The following is a 17886-nucleotide window of genomic DNA, read 5'->3' as shown; positions in this document are numbered from 1 at the left end:
GAGCCCGGTCCTCGGCACTCTGTCTCACGGTCCGCGCGTTCTGCGCTCCCCGTTGTGTTGCCTGCTGCGCCGCCTGCTGCGCCGCCAGCTGCGAGGCCCGGCGAGCGTTCTCCTGCGCAAGGCGAGCGTTCTGCGCCGCTTGCTGAGCAGCCTGCTGCGCGGCTCGCTGCGCTGCCTGTTGTGCCTGCCATCCTGGCCCCATCGCGGCCCCTCCGGTCCTCTGTGGTGATGTGGTGTCCCCTTCATTCCCCACAGGCCCCGGCCGGGAACGCGGTCCTGCCGGTGGCGCCCGGGGCCCTCCGCGCGTTGATCACCCGCCAGTACGCCTCTTGGACGTCCTCCATGGACACCCGGGGACCGGGACCTGCTGCTCGTCGCAGGGCGGGCCTCACGCTCGGATGTCAGTGACCGCGGGCACCCTGTGCTCATGCTGTACCGATATCTGGTGCCGCCGCCGCAGGGATTCTTCGGTAGCGAGCGCGCTCTGGCTGATCATGTTCTGGGACGACTTGCTGCGCACTTCCTCATCGAACGGGAGGTAGAAGGCCGCTACCCGGACGGGCGGACCGTGCGCATCGACGCCGTGCTGCGACCCCGTGATCCATCCGGCTGGTTCGATGTGGAGCCGGTGTTCGGGATCGAGTTCAAGCTCCCGGACAAGATCAACAGCGTGGGTGAGTTCGGCGCGCAGATCGCGCAGGCGTCTGACTACGCGCACTGCACCTTCGACGGCTACGGCCGGCTGACGATCTTTCTGTGTCCCTCGCCGGTGTCCGACCTTCTGACGCAGGCCGACAGGAAGGTCGGAAGCATGGTCAGGACGCTGGAGGAGACCTGCAAGGTGCTGGCCGAGACTGACGCCTTCCTCGGGCTGTCCCGTACCGCCGAGGCGATCGAGGCGCAGGCCCGGGAGTGGGAGCGGCGCGACCGGGAGAGACTGGCGGCCATCGAGGCGGGCGCGCGGGCCGAGGGGTACAAGAGCGCGCTCGACCGCGAGAAGGAACGCGTCCGGGAGAAGGCCGTGTTCGCCGCGCACCTGCTCGGTCAGCTCGGCGTCGGCGAGCTGATGCCGCACACCTCCGACGGCTGGGTGCTGCTGCGCTCGGGAGAACGCGTATGGAGCGAGAAGGGCGGGCCGAGGCGCTCCATGGGGACGCTGCGGCCCAAAGTCGGCAACCGGTAGTGGCGGCGCACGCTAGGGGGCCTACGGGACGATGTGGCTGGCTGACAACGGTCCGGCTTCATCAAGCCTCCATGCCCGACACGGCGAACGTTCTCGGTCACAGCACTAGCCACCCCGGCGCCGAGCACGAGGACCTGGTCCTCGGCATCTGGACCGAGCCGCCCACCGAGCCTCAGGCCGTCGAACCTCGGTGAGCCGGCCCGGTCTCGAACCCCGGCCGGCCTGCTGAAGCGGGCAAGCCGCTTTCATCTCACGGGGAGAAGGACGCCTTCGGGGTCAGCGAGTGCGCTCTCGGCAAACTCCTGGAAGTCCATGTTCCCTATCGACAGATTCCCGTGGACGTCATGCACAGCGGCCGGGGTGGTGCGGAACTCGCGGGCCAGCGGAGAGTCGATCAGCTCCTGGTAGTACATGGGGTCGAGGTTCTCGTCCTCATAGAGGGGGTCGAGGGCGAGTAGAGCGTGCTGGGCGGACTTCATCGTGATGCCGTCGGCGACGAAGACCACGTCGAGATACTCGTCCCGCTTCACCGCGGCGACGACTGCCTCGGCTGTCGCCCCGGCCCACATCGGGTCGTCGACCAGATACACCTCGGCCTCATATGCGCCGCCCCCTCCGCGCGTCCGGGCCAGCTCCTCCACCACCGCCCGCCATGCCGTCTCATCCTCGTAGTCGGTTCTGATGACCAGAGCAGCAAACTCGCCGCGTCCGATGATCTCCGGCAACACGTGCACATCTCCCCTGCCTCGTCCCTGCGGTTCAGGGCCTGACTGTTTCACGTGCCTCCGACGCCGACTTCGTCCAGCGATCACCGTGACAGCCGGCGCTGCCGGTTCACCAGGGCTGCGCCGTTCAGAGCCTGCGCAGGACGCCGACGACCTTGCCAAGGATGGTGGCGTTGTCACCCAGGATCGGGCCATACGCCGGCTTGTGTGGCATGAGCCAGATCTTGCCGTCCACATCGCGGTGTCCATCACCCACCCCGCGACCGCAGCCGTACCCGCCGCTCTGGAGCAGGCCCCCCACCCGGCCCCCGGACGACATCCGCCCGGCGAAGACGAAGGCCAGCTACGCCCGCGACCGGGCATTATGGGGCGAGTACTTGGACTGGCTCGCCGCTCCGGAGCCGCCGGTGGCCGCTGTGTCAGTTCGGTGCGGTGGCGCCGCCGCCCTTCTTGACGGCATCGATCATGGCCTGGTGGACGGCGTGCAGGTCCTTGCTGGCCGGGATGTCGGCGGGGCTGTTGTGGACGGTGTACCACTCGTCGGCGTCGTCGTACTGGATAGCCAGCGCGGCTTGGTTGCCTCGCTGGGTGGTGCGCAGGGTGAGGTCGCCGGTGATGACGCCGACCTCGACGGTCATGACGCCACCGGGCCCGGCGGTGATGCCCTTGGTGACCAGCGGCCCCTCGTCCGTGCCGCCGCTGCTCGTGCTGCTGTTGCGGTTGTTGCTGGTGGTCATCGGGGTGCCTCCGTGGTGCAGGTGTCGAGCATCTGGTTCAGGGCTGCCTTCTCGTCGGTGGTGACGGTCAGCTGGTAGGCGGTTTTCACGTCGGTCCAGGCGCGGGCGTAGGCACACCAGATCTGCCGGTTCGGTGGCTTCCACGCTTCGGGGCCCTGGTCGCCCTTGGCGCGGTTGGAAGAGGCGGAGACGGCGAGCAGCTGCGGGTGGGTGAGGTCGTTGGCGAAGGCCTTGCGTTGGTCGGATATACATGGAGCAACCCCCGCGACCGCGGGGACGACTGCCCGCCCAGGAACAGCCGGCACAGCGTGCCGGAGCAACCCCCGCGAGCGCGGGGACGACCGGCACCGAGAGGCGGGCGGCATGACGCTGCGGGAGCAACCCCCGCGAGCGCGGGGACGACACCCCCGCCGACACCACCGGCTGGACCGGCCCCGAGCAACCCCCGCGAGCGCGGGGACGACAGAGTCAGCTCGCCGCTGAGCACGTAGGTGGCGGAGCAACCCCCGCGAGCGCGGGGACGACGCGGAGCCCGGGGCTGCCTTCGCCTCCGGCCGGGAGCAACCCCCGCGAGCGCGGGGACGACTCATCCCAGGCGCGCGGGATCAGGCGGAAGGTGGAGCAACCCCCGCGAGCGCGGGGACGACGCGTCGTGGCGCTTGGGCCGCAGCAGGCGGTGGGAGCAACCCCCGCGAGCGCGGGGACGACCTGCCGAGGCCGACCTTGCGGCCGCCGTCGGCGGAGCAACCCCTGCGAGCGCGGGGACGACTACCTGAGCATCCAGCAGTTCGCCCTGGACTGGGAGCAACCCCCGCGAGCGCGGGGACGACACGCGAACCTGTCGGCCGTAGCCGCGCGGGTCGGAGCAACCCCCGCGAGCGCGGGGACGACTCCCAGCTGTCCGCCAGGTAGGACGGCGTCCCGGAGCAACCCCCGCGAGCGCGGGGACGACAGGGTGATGCGGAGCTTCCAGGTGCTCGCGGCAGAGTAACCCCCGCGAGCGCGGGGACGACCGCGCCACCGCCGGCGCCACCGGCGGTACCGTGGAGCAACCCCCGCGAGCGCGGGGACGACAACCTCGACATCAACGGCGCGTGGTTCGCGCCGGAGCAACCCCCGCGAGCGCGGGGACGACGCAGCCTTGGGCTGCGGCGGGTGCTTGCGCGGGGAGCAACCCCCGCGAGCGCGGGGACGACTTCGGTCCGCAGACCAGCAGCGTGGTGGTGCAGGAGCATCCCCCGCGAGCGCGGGGACGACGCCCGGCATGAGGCCCAGGAGCACGCCAACGAGGAGCAACCCCCGCGAGCGCGGGGACGACAGCATGAGGACGCCGTAGCGCACGGCTTCGCCGGAGCAACCCCCGCGAGCGCGGGGACGACCCGCCGGCGCCGAGCCAGTGGTTGGAGGTGCCGGAGCAACCCCCGCGAGCGCGGGGACGACGCCGCCCGCAACGCCTGGCTGGCCGCCCACCGGGAGCAACCCCCGCGAGCGCGGGGACGACCGCAGTACCCCAGACACGAGGTCGCCGAAGGAGGAGCAACCCCCGCGAGCGCGGGGACGACGCCGACCCGGCCGAGGTCCAGCTGTCCCGCCAGGAGCAACCCCCGCGAGCGCGGGGACGACGAGGTAGCTGGCGCGGCTCATCGGAGGCTCCCGGAGCAACCCCCGCGAGCGCGGGGACGACGGGTTCATCCCCCTTAACGCTGAAATGCGCGGGGAGCAACCCCCGCGAGCGCGGGGACGACCACGCCACCGAGGCCGCCGCCGTCCGGGCCTGGGAGCAACCCCCGCGAGCGCGGGGACGACATCTGGAAAAGACCCGCCGCACCGGAGGACGAAGAGCAACCCCCCGCGAGCGCGGGGACGGCCCAGAGGTCGCGTGTGACGGACGGCCAGAGCGGGAGCAACCCCCGCGAGCGCGGGGACGACACCTGGTGGGGGTGCAGGAGGAGGCCCTCGGCGGAGCAACCCCCGCGAGCGCGGGGACGACTCCAGCTCGGGGGTGCGCCGGCAGTGGCGGGGGGAGCAACCCCCGCGAGCGCGGGGACGACTCCAGCTCGGGGGTGCGCCGGCAGTGGCGGGGGGAGCAACCCCCGCGAGCGCGGGGACGACAGCTGCACGGTGCCCGATGCATTGCCGTTTTGGGAGCAACCCCCGCGAGCGCGGGGACGACGACGTGGCACAGGCGGATCCGGTAGTCCGCGGGGACCAACCCCCGCGAGCGCGGGGACGACAAGGCCATGCGCATGTGGCCGGCCTGGGCGGCGGAGCAACCCCCGCGAGCGCGGGGACGACTCGATCGAGCTGGGCAGCGAGGACAGGTTGATGGAGCAACCCCTGCGAGCGCGGGGACGACAGCGCCGCGGCCGAGCGCGACGTGGCCGACCGGGAGTAACCCCCTCGAGCGCGGGGACAACACGCGAACGCTGCTACGGCGATCGACACATACGGAGCAACCCCCGCGAGCGCGGGGACGACTTCTCCAGCTCGGGGCCGGCCGGGCAGTAGGAGAAGCAACCCCCGCGAGCGTGGGGATGACACGTAGTCGCGCAGGGTCTGGATGCCCTGGATGGAGCAACCCCCGCGAGCGCGGGGACGACAACCTCGGGTGGGTCACGACCGTCGGCGGCCGGGAGCAACCCCCGCGAGCGCGGGGATGACGACTTGACCAGGGAGATACACCGCCATGAGCAGGAGCAACTCCCGCGAGCGCGGGGACGACTGCACGCACAGTCTTCGCTCCTCTCGTTCACCGGAGCAACCCCCGCGAGCGCGGGGACGACACGGTGCAGGTTCTCGAGGAGCCCGCCGAGATGGAGTAACCCCCGCGAGCGCGGGGACGACCAGGACGGGTCGGTGATGACCGCGTCGACGGAGGAGCGACCCCTGCGAGCGCGGGGACGATGTTGGGCTCCCTCGGTCGTGTGGAGGCAGCCGCGGGAGCACCCCCGCGAGTGCGGGGACGACCTCTGTCAGACGTTCACCGGGTCGGTCTCGATGGAGCAACCCCCGCGAGCGCGGGGACGACTTCTACTACGTCACCCCCGGCACCTTCGACGAGGAGCAACCCCCGCGAGCGCGGGGACGACGTGTCCACGTCCGAAGTACTCGAATACGGGCCGGAGCAACCCCCGCGAGCGCGGGGACGACGTGATGGCGTCGCCGACGGCGCCGCTAATCCAGGAGCAACCCCCGCGAGCGCGGGGACGACGGCCGGCGTGAGCTCGCCGAGATCGCGGAGATGGAGCAACCCCCGCGAGCGCGGGGACGACTACCCCGACGAGATCGCCGAGTGGGAGACCCAGGAGCATCCCCCGCGAGTGCGGGACGACGCGTCCCACGGAGTCGGGACCAGCCGCATGGTGGAGCAACCCCCGCGAGCGCAGGGACGACAGGATACCGACGGTCCGGTCGGCGGTCATGGCGGAGCAACCCCCGCGAGCGCGGGGACGACTTCGCGACGGTCGGCACCTCCTGGGCCAGGTCGGAGCAACCCCCGCGAGCGCGGGGACGACCGGGACCAACTGGTCCCGACACCCCCTCACCCGGAGCAACCCCCGCGAGCGCGGGGACGACCATGGCGCGGTAGATCTCCAACAGCACTCGGAGGAGCAACCCCCGCGAGCGCGGGGACGACAGCCGAACCCTCACCGTGGTGGAGGCCACGCCGGAGCAACCCCCGCGAGCGCGGGTACTACACCCTGGGCACCACCTACGACGCCAGCGAGGTCGAGCGACCCCCGCGAGCGCGGGGACGACATTGCGCGCTCTCCCCGGCGTCGGTATGTCGTGGAGCACCCCCCGCGAGCGCGGGGACGACTTGACGTAGCCGGTGCGCCGCGCCATCTGGTGCGAGCTACCCCCGCGAGCGGGGGGACGACGTAACCATCATCTCAGCCGACACGCCCTCCCTGGATCAACCCCGCGAGCTGGGAGACGAAGTTGGTGCCGAGCCGCCGAATGCCTGAGTCATGGACAACTCCTGCGAGTGAGGGCGACCAGGCCTTGACCGACCGCGCCGAAGGCCATCTACGAGCAACTCTCGCGGGCGCGCAGACGACTGGCTGTGCCGGTCGACCACCAGGGCGGTGGCGGAGCAACCCCCGCGAGTGCAGGGACGACGAGGCGGCACCGACCTGAGCGGTGGTGATGACGGAGTAGCCCTTGCGTGTGCGGGGAGGACTCGTAGGTGGTGCCGGCATGGTCGACGACGAAGGAGCAACCCCCGCGAGCGCGGGGACGACGGGGGACGGGGAGACCCCGAGGGGCAGCTCGCGGAGCAACCCCGTGAGCGCGGGGACGACGTCCGGAGGCTTCAGGACGAAGCCGCAGCGCAGGAACAACCCCCGCGAGCGCGGGGACGACAGGTCCGCGATCCAGTGCTCGGCGTCCGGGTGGGAGCAACCCCCGCGGGCGCGGGGACAACGTGGCGATCCGGTTGAAGACCTCGGCGCTGCTGGAGCAACCCCCGCGAGCGCGGGGACGACTTCGGCCTCGACTTCGACGGCTCGCTCGGGCAGGAGCAACCCCCGCGAGCGCGGGGACGACATGACGCCGGCCGCGATGCCGATCGCGGTGGCGGAGCAACCCCCGCGAGCGTGGGGACGACTACCAGCGGCACCCGCAGCTCACCGCCCAGGCGGAGCAACCCCCGCGAGCGCGGGGACGACCCTGGCGAGTACCCGTACGAGCCCGGCATCGCGGAGCAACCCCCGCGAGCGCGGGGACGACGAGTCGCCGATGGCGTGCGCCAGCTGCACCGCGGAGCAACCCCCGCGAGCGCGGGGACGACTCTACTGCTCAGGTCCGCTGGATGTCCTGGAGGGAGCAACCCCCGCGAGCGCGGGGACGACAAGCCCACGCCTACGAACTCTTCCAAGAACAGCGAGCAACCCCCGCGAGCGCGGGGACGACACGACGACGCTGTACGGGCCCTCGTTGGCGAAGGAGCAACCCCCGCGAGCGCGGGGACGACAGGCCGATGCCGGCCACCGAGACCACGATCCCGGAGCAACCCCCGCGGGCGCGGGGACGACCCACCCTGGATGTTGATGTTCTCCACATCCGGGGAGCAACCCCCGCGAGCGCGGGGACGACACGCGACGGACCTGTACGGAGCGCAAGGGTTAGGAGCAACCCCCGCGAGCGCGGGGACGACGCGCCGGCCGAGCTCGTACCGGTCACGGTCAGGGAGCAACCCCCGCGAGCGCGGGGACGACGGGACGTTCGGCGACGCGGTGAGGTTGGTGCAGGAGCAACCCCCGCGAGCGCGGGGACGACGCCAGACCAGGGTTCGCACCTGGCCGTACTGCGGAGCAACCCCCGCGAGCGCGGGGACGACAACGTGGTCCAGTCGGCGGGCAGAAGGCTGCCGGAGCAACCCCCGCGAGCGCGGGGACGACGACGGAGCCGTACTGGCCGCGGTCGGGGGTGAGGAGCAACCCCCGCGAGCGCGGGGACGACCGGCCGCCTCGCTGCGCGCGGTCCACGAGCAGCGAGCAACCCCCGCGAGCGCGGGGACGACGAGACACCCAGCCGTTCGGCCAGCTTCGCGGTGGAGCAACCCCCGCGAGCGCGGGGACGACGGCGCGGCCAGCAGGGGCTTACCCCTCCCGCTGGAGCAACCCCCGCGAGCGCGGGGACGACCTGCAGCGCCGCGCGGCCGAACCAGCTTGCGAAGAGCAACCCCCGCGAGCGCGGGGACGACATCCTGATGTACCGCGAGGACGGCTCGCTGGCGGAGCAACCCCCGCGAGCGCGGGGACGACGCACGCTAAGACAGGAGAGCCCCCGGGCCCCAGGAGCAACCCCCGCGAGCGCGGGGACGACACCATCACCGGCCTGACCAGCGAGCAGGTGATGGAGCAACCCCCGCGAGCGCGGGGACGACGAAACGCTTCCGAACAAGAGTGCGAGCGCCCCGGAGCAACCCCCGCGAGCGCGGGGACGACGGCATGCAGAACGTCATCGTCGGCGTCGTCGTGGAGCAACCCCCGCGAGCGCGGGGACGACGAGATCAGGAAGATGATCAGGCCGACGATGACGGAGCAACCCCCGCGAGCGCGGGGACGACGCATTGCTGATGGTCAGGGCCGCCGCTTCGACAGAGCAACCCCCGCGAGCGCGGGGACGACCTTCCGAGCAACAGTCACACCGTCAGCCAGACGGAGCAACCCCCGCGAGCGCGGGGACGACCCGCCCTCCGAAGCCATGATGTCGGCCAGGCAGGAGCAACCCCCGCGAGCGCGGGGACGACAGTCGGCCCCGCGACCCACGGAAGGTACCCGTGGAGCAACTGCGCAGGGCGTCGGGGGTGCCGGACTCGGAGCAACCCCCGCGAGCGCGGGGACGACCTGTCCCAGCACCACATCGACGGTGACGGGACGGAGCAACCCCGCGAGCGCGGGGACGACGCGGGGCGGTCCCCCCATTCAATCGTGCTCAAGGAGCAACCCCCGCGAGCGCGGGGACGACCGGTGCCCGCCCCCGAGAGGCTGCCAGGAGTAGGAGCAACCCCCGCGAGCGCGGGGACGACATCTACCTGACGGGCCCTCGGCCGGGCGTGGAGGAGCAACCCCCGCGAGCGCGGGGACGACAGGGTGAGCCGCAGCTTGTAGGTGCTCGCGGCGGAGCAACCCCCGCGAGCGCGGGGACGACGAGATGATCACGCTGTGGTCCCGGGGGTCCGCCGAGCAACCCCCGCGAGCGCGGGGACGACCTCGCTGTCGTCGCGGCCGCCGGATGACAAGAGGAGCAACCCCCGCGAGCGCGGGGACGACTGGACCGTGCCCAACCAGCCGTCGCGCAGCTCGGAGCAACCCCCGCGAGCGCGGGGACGACCAGTGGGGCATGGGCAGGACGCGGCGGGTGTCGGAGCAACCCCCGCGAGCGCGGGGACGACTCTCAGACCTTCTCCCACACCACCGAGGATCAGGAGCAACCCCCGCGAGCGCGGGGACGACCCGCCGACGCCCAGGCCCGGAACCTCGGTGGCCGGAGCAACCCCCGCGAGCGCGGGGACGACCGTCGCCCAAGACGGTCGTGCAGCACCTCGCGCGAGCAACCCCCGCGAGCGCGGGGACGACGTGGCGGGGCCGCCGTGGAAGGTGACGCTGGCGGAGCAACCCCCGCGAGCGCGGGGACGACTTCCGGCGGCCGGAAGACGTGGCGAACCAGAGGGAGCAACCCCCGCGAGCGCGGGGACGACAGGCGAGCCCACCGACAAGAAGCCGCGCGCGGAGAGCAACCCCCGCGAGCGCGGGGACGACCCCGCGGTCCCCACCGGCGGCACCGGTGCCGTGGAGCAACCCCCGCGAGCGCGGGGACGACCCGTACGCCCGCCGCCAGCACGAGGACTTGACGGAGCAACCCCCGCGAGCGCGGGGACGACGTGTGCCTGTCCGAAAAGCGCTGACCTGCATAAGAGCAACCCCCGCGAGCGCGGGGACGACAGGGCGCCGGTGTCGTCGTTCTGCAGCGGCGCGGAGCAACCCCCGCGAGCGCGGGGACGACATGAAGTGGGTCCACCTGGGCATCGTCCAGGCGGAGCAACCCCCGCGAGCGCGGGGACGACCCCACCGGGTCGGTGACGGGCCGGGCCCGGCCGGAGCAACCCCCGCGAGCGCGGGGACGACGGGCTCACCGGGCAGCAGCTCTACGACTACCAGGAGCAACCCCCGCGAGCGCGGGGACGACCCGCCGGGCAGCCGCTCGTCGCAGGGCGGTCCGGAGCAACCCCCGCGAGCGCGGGGACGACGGACTTCCCGGCGGTCGTGATGAACAACCCGGGGAGCAACCCCCGCGAGCGCGGGGACGACCGTGACCATTCGCACCAATTCCCGGAACCGGGAGAGCAACCCCCGCGAGCGCGGGGACGACGGCAGGCAGCCGCTGGACGACCAGGAGCAGCTGGAGCAACCCCCGCGAGCGCGGGGACGACGCCTTGACGTTCGCGGCCTGCCCGGCGGCCAGGGAGCAACCCCCGCGAGCGCGGGGACGACGCGCGTGCGGATCCGCCCTGGGACTCGTAGTAGGAGCAACCCCCGCGAGCGCGGGGACGACATCCGGCCGGTGCTCTCGTCGCGGAGCCGGTCGGAGCAACCCCCGCGAGCGCGGGGACGACAGCCCCGCGCACACCTCCTCGACCACGCGGGCGGAGCAACCCCCGCGAGCGCGGGGACGACACATGGTCAGTGCTCCTGTGGAGGTCATAGTGGGAGCAACCCCCGCGAGCGCGGGGACGACACGCCGACGACGGACGACGTGCCTGGCGCCGCGGAGCAACCCCCGCGAGCGCGGGGACGACTGGGTGGTAGGAGCGGTGGAGGGGACGCCGAGGGAGCAACCCCCGCGAGCGCGGGGACGACGATCCGATGTCAGGATCATCCGGGGACCTTCGAGAGCAACCCCCGCGAGCGCGGGGACGACATCTGATCGAACCGGACGGTCCGGTAGCCGCCGGAGCAACCCCCGCGAGCGCGGGGACGACAAGCCGCCCGGATCGTAACCCTCCACGTCCGGAGAGCAACCCCCGCGAGCGCGGGGACGACGCCAGAGCCCGGCGTCGATCAGGGCCTTGATCAGAGCAACCCCCGCGAGCGCGGGGACGACGTCGCCGTCGTGCCGCCCCTCGCCGCCGAGCTGGAGCAACCCCCGCGAGCGCGGGGACGAGCTCGTGGTGCCGCCAACCTATGTTGCTGACCTGGAGCAACCCCCGCGAGCGCGGGGACGACGCCGTCTCCCCCGTCGCACCAGCGACACCCTGGAGCAACCCCCGCGAGCGCGTGAACGACACGTCACTGACGCCGCCGCCGTAGACGCGCACGGAGCAACCCCCGCGAGCGCGGGGGCGACTCCGCGCGTCCTCCGCGCCGATCGAGAACTGGTCGGAGCAACCCCCGCGAGCGCGGGGACGACAGGACGCAGGCGAGGTCGCCGAAGTAGTCCTCCGAGCAACCCCCGCGAGCGCGGGGACGACAGCGTCAAGGAGTCCACCCCTGCGCTGAACGGGGAGCAACCTCCGCGAGCGCGGGGACGACGTCCATACCGAGCAAGGGACTCCTTCCGGGAGGAGTAACCCCCGCGAGCGTGGGGACGACTATGCCGCGCTCGCCCTGCTGCCGTTCCTCGCGGAGCAACCCCCGCGAGCGCGGGGACGACTGCTGGCGGGTGGCGTACTGGACGCGGTCACCGGAGCAACCCCCGCGAGCGCGGGGACGACCAGGTAGTGCACGGCGTCGCCGCGCAGGGTCCAGAGCAACCCCCGCGAGCGCGGGGACGACGGGAAGAATACGATCTCGATCTGGATGCACAGGGAGCAACCCCCGCGAGCGCGGGGACGACTGTGCGGCGTGGGCCCGCTGTAGGTCAGCGCTGGAGCAACCCCCGCGAGCGCGGGGACGACGGCAGGCAGCCGCTGGACGACCAGGAGCAGCTGGAGCAACCCCCGCGAGCGCGGGGACGACGGGGTGCCGTTGCGGCACGTCGCGCCCTGGCCGGAGCAACCCCCGCGAGCGCGGGGACGACATCTCCCGGAGGCGGGCGAGGAGCGGGCTGGGGGAGCAACCCCCGCGAGCGCGGGGACGACTGACCGGCAGACAGGGCGATCGTCCGGCGACCCGAGCAACCCCCGCGAGCGCGGGGACGACCTCGCCAACAGCGCGCTGGACTCCGCGAAGGCGGAGCAACCCCCGCGAGCGCGGGGACGACGGCCGGCGCGAGCTCGCCGAGATGGAGCAACCCCCGCGAGCGCGGGGACGACTCGTCGGCCGTAACGCAGGGACGTCCTACCGCGGAGCAACCCCCGCGAGCGCGGGGACGACTGGCTGATGGCGAAGCTCACCACCCGCAACGCGGAGCAACCCCCGCGAGCGCGGGGACGACCCGACCGCGCCCCCCGGCAGCTCCGGCTTGAAGGAGCAACCCCCGCGAGCGCGGGGACGACGAGCAAGTAGCGAAGCGGGCCGGCGGCCTGCGGGAGCAACCCCCGCGAGCGCGGGGACGACGTCTACATCGCCGTCCTGGTCAGCCTCATCGCGGAGCAACCCCCGCGAGCGCGGGGACGACTCGACCAGCTCTCGGCCGAGGAGCAGGAGCGGAGAGCAACCCCCGCGAGCGCGGGGACGACGGCCTCCAGGCGTTCGGCCCGGCGGCCCAGGACGAGCAACCCCCGCGAGCGCGGGGACGACAGCACCTTGACGGGGCGTCCCGGCGGGGCCGGAGAGCAACCCCCGCGAGCGCGGGGACGACAGACGCGGCCGTCGTCGGTGATGGTGAGCGGGGGAGCAACCCCCGCGAGCGCGGGGACGACTACGGGCAGCTGGCCTGGGCGCACTGGGAGAAGGAGCAACCCCCGCGAGCGCGGGGACGACCCCAGGAGCCGCTTCCCGCAGTTGCAGAAGGCGGAGCAACCCCCGCGAGCGCGGGGACGACGCCGCGCAAGCTCCGGGAAAAGGGCGAGGCCCCGAGCAACCCCCGCGAGCGCGGGGACGACTGGGTCATCCCGCACTTCAACCCGGCGCACCACGAGCAACCCCCGCGAGCGCGGGGACGACTTCATCGCCCGCGCACGCCGCCGCGACAATCCGGAGCAACCCCCGCGAGCGCGGGGACGACGCGGTCGGCATCCTGAAGACGGTCGTGCGGGAGGAGCAACCCCCGCGAGCGCGGGGACGACGTCAGCACGCTGCCCGCCCTGGTCGCCGGCCTGGAGCAACCCCCGCGAGCGCGGGGACGACGGCATCTGCCCGATGACGAGCATGGGGATGCCGGAGCAACCCCCGCGAGCGCGGGGACGACCTCTTCGTCCTCGCCAGGGTGAGGCCGCCGTGGGAGCAACCCCCGCGAGCGCGGGGACGACTACACCGACGACCCGAAGCGCGCCCCGATCAAGGAGCAACCCCCGCGAGCGCGGGGACGACATCATCTGCCTGTGGGTCGGCGGCGCACTGCTGGAGCAACCCCCGCGAGCGCGGGGACGACGAGGCGCTCTCCCGGCTCCGGTCGGGGGCGCCCGAGCAACCCCCGCGAGCGCGGGGACGACAGCGTGGTGCATGCATCCGCACCGGGGAGAAGGGAGCAACCCCCGCGAGCGCGGGGACGACCGCCCCGACATGAGCGACCACGACCGCGAGGAGGAGCAACCCCCGCGAGCGCGGGGACGACGGCATGGGGTCGGTGGCGGAGGAGACCGCGGCGGAGCAACCCCCGCGAGCGCGGGGACGACACCTACCGGGCGAACTGGGTCGACGGAACGGTGGAGCAACCCCCGCGAGCGCGGGGACGACCCCCGGGCGGAGAACGTCATGTCCGACGCGGAGGAGCAACCCCCGCGAGCGCGGGGACGACTGCGGGGCCTGGTGGCCGGCGGGTACTTCGAGGGAGCAACCCCCGCGAGCGCGGGGACGACTGTACGTCTGCGTCCGCCACCTGGTGGACCCGAGAGCAACCCCCGCGAGCGCGGGGACGACGTGCCGGAGACCGGGCGGAATCCCGACGGCAGGGAGCAACCCCCGCGAGCGCGGGGACGACCGCACCGCCGGCCGCCACGCCCGCCTCTACCCGGAGCAACCCCCGCGAGCGCGGGGACGACGGGGTCGGTCCGCAGGCCGACCTCCTCCTCGAGGAGCAACCCCCGCGAGCGCGGGGACGACTCGAGGGCGGCGCGCGCCTGTGCCACCTCGCGAGAGCAACCCCCGCGAGCGCGGGGACGACTACATCACCGCAGCCAGCAGCCGCCGGCAGCCGGAGCAACCCCCGCGAGCGCGGGGACGACTGCCGGACGACGGTGCCGATCCACTCGCCGCCGGAGCAACCCCCGCGAGCGCGGGGACGACTGGGACGGCGCCAGCGACGAGGAACGCGCCGAGGAGCAACCCCCGCGAGCGCGGGGACGACTTGGTCGGCGAGGCGATCAGCACCAGCGTGCCGGAGCAACCCCCGCGAGCGCGGGGACGACAGGCCGCCCGCGGTCGAGTCACCGAGCTGGACAGGAGCAACCCCCGCGAGCGCGGGGACGACTTCGCGTCCTCCTGCCACAGCTCATCCAGGAGGGAGCAACCCCCGCGAGCGCGGGGACGACACTTACTGACCTGCGGTTTGTTGTCTCAGCGTGCGCTGATTGATTCAGTTCGATTTGGGTCGCGAGACGAGGAGAAGGTCATGTGCTGTGACTATGGCCCTTCGTGCCATGGGAGTTGATGTCAGTGGGTGCTTCTACGATCTCGAAGCGTACTCGCATGTGGAGGTCGGGACGATGGCCGAGGATCGTTGGCAGTGGTATCCGCCTGAGGTCAGGGGATGGTTGGCCGCATTGTGGGGGAAGTCCGCAGGCAAGGCCGGCGGAAGTGCCAACCTGTTGCTGTCGCACATGCTAGACACTGCCGCGGTGGCGGAGGCCATGTGGGACCGCTACCTGCCGCAGGCGATGCGGTGGCGGCTGGATGCTGTTGCGGGCGATCCGGGCAAGGGGCGGCGCCTGTTCGCCTGGTTGTGTGGGATCCATGACTGCGGCAAGGCCACGCCGGCCTTCCAGTGCCTCGACGCCGCCGGGGAGGCGGCGGTGCGCCGGGCCGGTCTTTCGTGGGACAAGTACGCGGTGAAGGGTACGCGTTGGCGGCACGACAGGGCTGGCGGGCGAATCCTGCGGGGGCTCCTGGATGGCGCGGGCTGGTGCGAGGAGCAGGTCAGCTGGGTCTGGCCGCTGGTCGCCGGCCACCACGGGGTCTTCCCCACTTTGGGACAGCTGCGCCCGAGGAAGGAGGACCTTCAAGGAAAGGGTGAATCCTGGAAGTTGGCGCAGCGGGCGTTGGTGGAGGTGTTCTCTCGAGAGGTCGGGTTCTGGGGGGAGTCGCCGCTGGCCGGGGTGGAGCCGATTGTGGTGCCGAGCCGTGCGGTGCAGCTGCAGCTGTCGGGGTTTGTGGTGATGGCGGACTGGATCGCCAGCGACGAGCGCCATTTCACGGGGGTGTCGGACCTGGCGGGTGTGTCGATGGAGCGAGCCCGTTCGCGTGCTGAGGCGGCTTGGGGGCGGCTCGGGCTGCGGGGCGGATGGGGAGCGCTGCGCATGCCCGGCCCGGAGGCGTTCGGGGATCGCTTCGGTCACGGAGCTCGGCCGTCGCAGGAGATGGTCCTCGATGTGGTGCGCCGCATGGATGGTGCTGGACTTGTGATCGTCGAGGCGCCGATGGGGGAGGGGAAGACGAAGACAGCGCTGGCGGCCGCGGAGTTGCTGGCCGCCCGCTGCGGGGCGGACGGGGTGTTTGTGGGCATGCCGACCCAGGCAACTGCGGACCCGATGTTCTCCCAGGTCCGGTCCTGGCTGGGCAAGGTCGAGGACGGGGTGGACGGCCAGGTCGCGCTGCTGCACGGCAAACGGATGTTCAACACCGAGTGGCGGGCCCTGCTGGAGGGAGCGGGGGAGTGGGGACAGGACGCGGACGACCCTTTCTCGTCGGTGGGGGAGGACGAGTACGGCCTTTCCTCCCACTGCGTCGACAGCTGCCAGGACGCGGAGCGCAGGGCTCCTGCCGAATGGTTCCTAGGCCGCCGTCGAGGTCTCTTGAGTCCGTTCGCGGTCGGCACGATCGACCAGCTGCTGTATGCCGCGACCCGCACCAAGCACGTCATGCTGCGGATGGCAGGCCTGGGCGGCAAGGTCGTTGTCCTCGACGAGATCCACGCCGCGGACGTCTACATGTCCCAGTTCCTGCTGGAGGCCCTATGGTGGCTCGGACAGGCCCGCGTGCCGGTGGTGCTGCTCTCCGCGACGCTGCCGCCCGAGCAGCGCAGGCGGCTGGCTGCGGCCTACGTGGCCGGTATGCAGTCGGCGGAGGACCACGAAGGACTGGACCTTGCCGAGCCGCAGGGCTATCCGAGCGTGACAGCCGTGTGGCTCGGGCGAGACGGGATCCCGACGGTGGTGGTCGAGAGCGCCAAATCGTGGCGTGACGACCTGCGAGTACGTGTGGAGGTACTCGACGAGCCACCAGCCAGTGGCACGGGCGCGGCAGCGCACACCGACGCAGGGCCGCAGGACACCGCTGTGGTCGACTATCTGAAGGAGCGGCTCGTCGACGGCGGCTGCGTCCTGGTCATCCGCAACACGGTGGCCCGGGCCCAGTCCACCTTCGAGGCACTCCGCGAGGAGTTCGGATGCGATGTGCGGCTTCTGCACGGGCGCCTGCACGCCGGCCACCGGGCGGACCGCACCCGGGAGATCCTGGACCTCCTCGGACCGCCGACGAACGGAACTCGGCGTCCCGACCGACTGATCGTCGTCGCCACTCAGCTGGCCGAGCAGTCCTTCGACGTCGACGCGGATCTGCTAATCACCGACCTCGCACCCGTCGATCTGCTCCTGCAGCGCATCGGTCGTCTCCACCGCCACGACGGCGTCACGCGTCCCCGCCGGCTGGCCAGGCCCACCGTTGTCGTCACCGGTGTCCGCTTCGACAACGACCGGGCACCGCGCATCCTGCGCGCCTCCGAGCTCATCTACGGCCGCTACCTCCTGCTGCGCACGGCCGCCGAGGTGCAGCGGGCGGCGGTCGCAGACGGTGGCGGGTGGAGCATCCCCGGCCAAGTGCCGGAGCTGGTCGCCCGCATCTACGGCACCGGACCGGTGGTGCCGGAAGGGTGGGCCGAGGCCGAGGACCAGGCGCGCAGCGACTGGGAGGAGGAGCAGGCCGGGCGACGCGCCGACGCCGCCCGGTTCGTCCTGACCCGCGCCGGGGAGCACGGCGCCCAGACCCTCGAGGGCCTGCACTTCGGAGCCCACAGTCGAGTCGAGGACGGGCTTTTGGAGGAGCTTGTCAGGGACGGGGACCGGAGCGTCGAGGTGGTCCTGGTGCGCCGTGTCGGGAGCGGTTTGGAGGCTGTGACGGGCCGCAGGCTCGGGCCCAACGGCGAGGTGGCGGTCGAGACGCTGGACGATGTGCTGGCCGGCACGGTTCGCCTGCCCGCCGGTTGGACAGAGGCGGCCGAAAAGGAGCTCGGCCCGCTGGCTGGGTGGCGCGACCATCCGTGGTTGCGGCACAGCCTGGCCCTTGTGCTGGACGAGCACGGCTGCGCGGTCCTGGGCGAGGCCCGGCTGCGCTATGACGACCGTCTCGGACTCGTCGTGAGCGGGGGCCGTCCGAGGAGGTAGGGCGTGTGGACGGGCCGATGGGGTTCCGGCCGTCCACACGCTCCTCCAACCCCGCGACCACGGGGCCTACTTGCGACCGAACCGGGTGCCAAAACA

5 protein-coding genes, 1 pseudogene and 4 CRISPR repeat arrays are annotated in these 17886 nt (G+C 72.4%); of the genes and pseudogenes, 3 read left to right on the top strand and 3 right to left on the bottom strand.

Going from position 1 to position 17886, the window contains the following annotated elements:
- Positions 1–427: 427 nt before the first annotated feature.
- Together ABEB06_RS06090 and ABEB06_RS06085 are read left to right on the top strand one after the other, a co-directional pair.
- Positions 428–1183, top strand: a complete 756-nt coding sequence (locus tag ABEB06_RS06090; RefSeq protein ID WP_345695748.1) for a hypothetical protein — start codon at positions 428–430, stop codon at positions 1181–1183.
- Between the two features lie 71 nt (positions 1184–1254).
- Positions 1255–1377 (top strand): hypothetical protein, encoded by a 123-nt coding sequence (locus tag ABEB06_RS06085; protein WP_345695747.1) that lies wholly within the window; start codon positions 1255–1257, stop codon positions 1375–1377.
- Positions 1378–1428: 51 nt separating this feature from the next.
- Here the strand turns inward: ABEB06_RS06085 and ABEB06_RS06080 are convergent, their stop codons facing one another.
- From ABEB06_RS06080 to ABEB06_RS06070, 3 genes and pseudogenes are all read right to left on the bottom strand, one after another.
- Positions 1429–1911 carry a DUF6924 domain-containing protein gene (locus ABEB06_RS06080; protein ID WP_345695746.1) on the bottom strand — a complete coding sequence of 161 codons (483 nt, stop codon included), beginning with the start codon at positions 1909–1911 and terminating at the stop codon, positions 1429–1431.
- Between the two features lie 124 nt (positions 1912–2035).
- A pseudogene (locus ABEB06_RS06075) lies at positions 2036–2140 on the bottom strand (LexA family protein); the annotation flags it as partial.
- Between the two features lie 187 nt (positions 2141–2327).
- Positions 2328–2645, bottom strand: coding sequence for a hypothetical protein (locus ABEB06_RS06070; protein WP_345695745.1), 318 nt, complete (start codon positions 2643–2645; stop codon positions 2328–2330).
- Between the two features lie 252 nt (positions 2646–2897).
- Positions 2898–4451: a CRISPR direct-repeat array (repeat unit 29 nt; unit sequence GGAGCAACCCCCGCGAGCGCGGGGACGAC).
- Between the two features lie 1557 nt (positions 4452–6008).
- Positions 6009–6526: a CRISPR direct-repeat array (repeat unit 29 nt; unit sequence GGAGCAACCCCCGCGAGCGCGGGGACGAC).
- A 454-nt stretch (positions 6527–6980) separates the two neighbouring features.
- A CRISPR array of direct repeats spans positions 6981–8998; the repeat unit is 29 nt; unit sequence GGAGCAACCCCCGCGAGCGCGGGGACGAC.
- A gap of 91 nt (positions 8999–9089) precedes the next feature.
- Positions 9090–14724: direct repeats of the CRISPR family, unit length 29 nt; unit sequence GGAGCAACCCCCGCGAGCGCGGGGACGAC.
- A gap of 174 nt (positions 14725–14898) precedes the next feature.
- On the opposite strand from ABEB06_RS06070, the gene cas3 reads away from it, so the two are divergent.
- Positions 14899–17790, top strand: coding sequence for a CRISPR-associated helicase Cas3' (gene cas3 / locus ABEB06_RS06065; protein ID WP_345695744.1), 2892 nt, complete (start codon positions 14899–14901; stop codon positions 17788–17790).
- The last annotated feature ends 96 nt before the right edge of the window (positions 17791–17886 follow it).

The organism is Kitasatospora terrestris, assembly GCF_039542905.1.
Taxonomy (GTDB): domain Bacteria; phylum Actinomycetota; class Actinomycetes; order Streptomycetales; family Streptomycetaceae; genus Kitasatospora; species Kitasatospora terrestris.
This window is presented reverse-complemented; position numbering and strand designations above follow the sequence as displayed.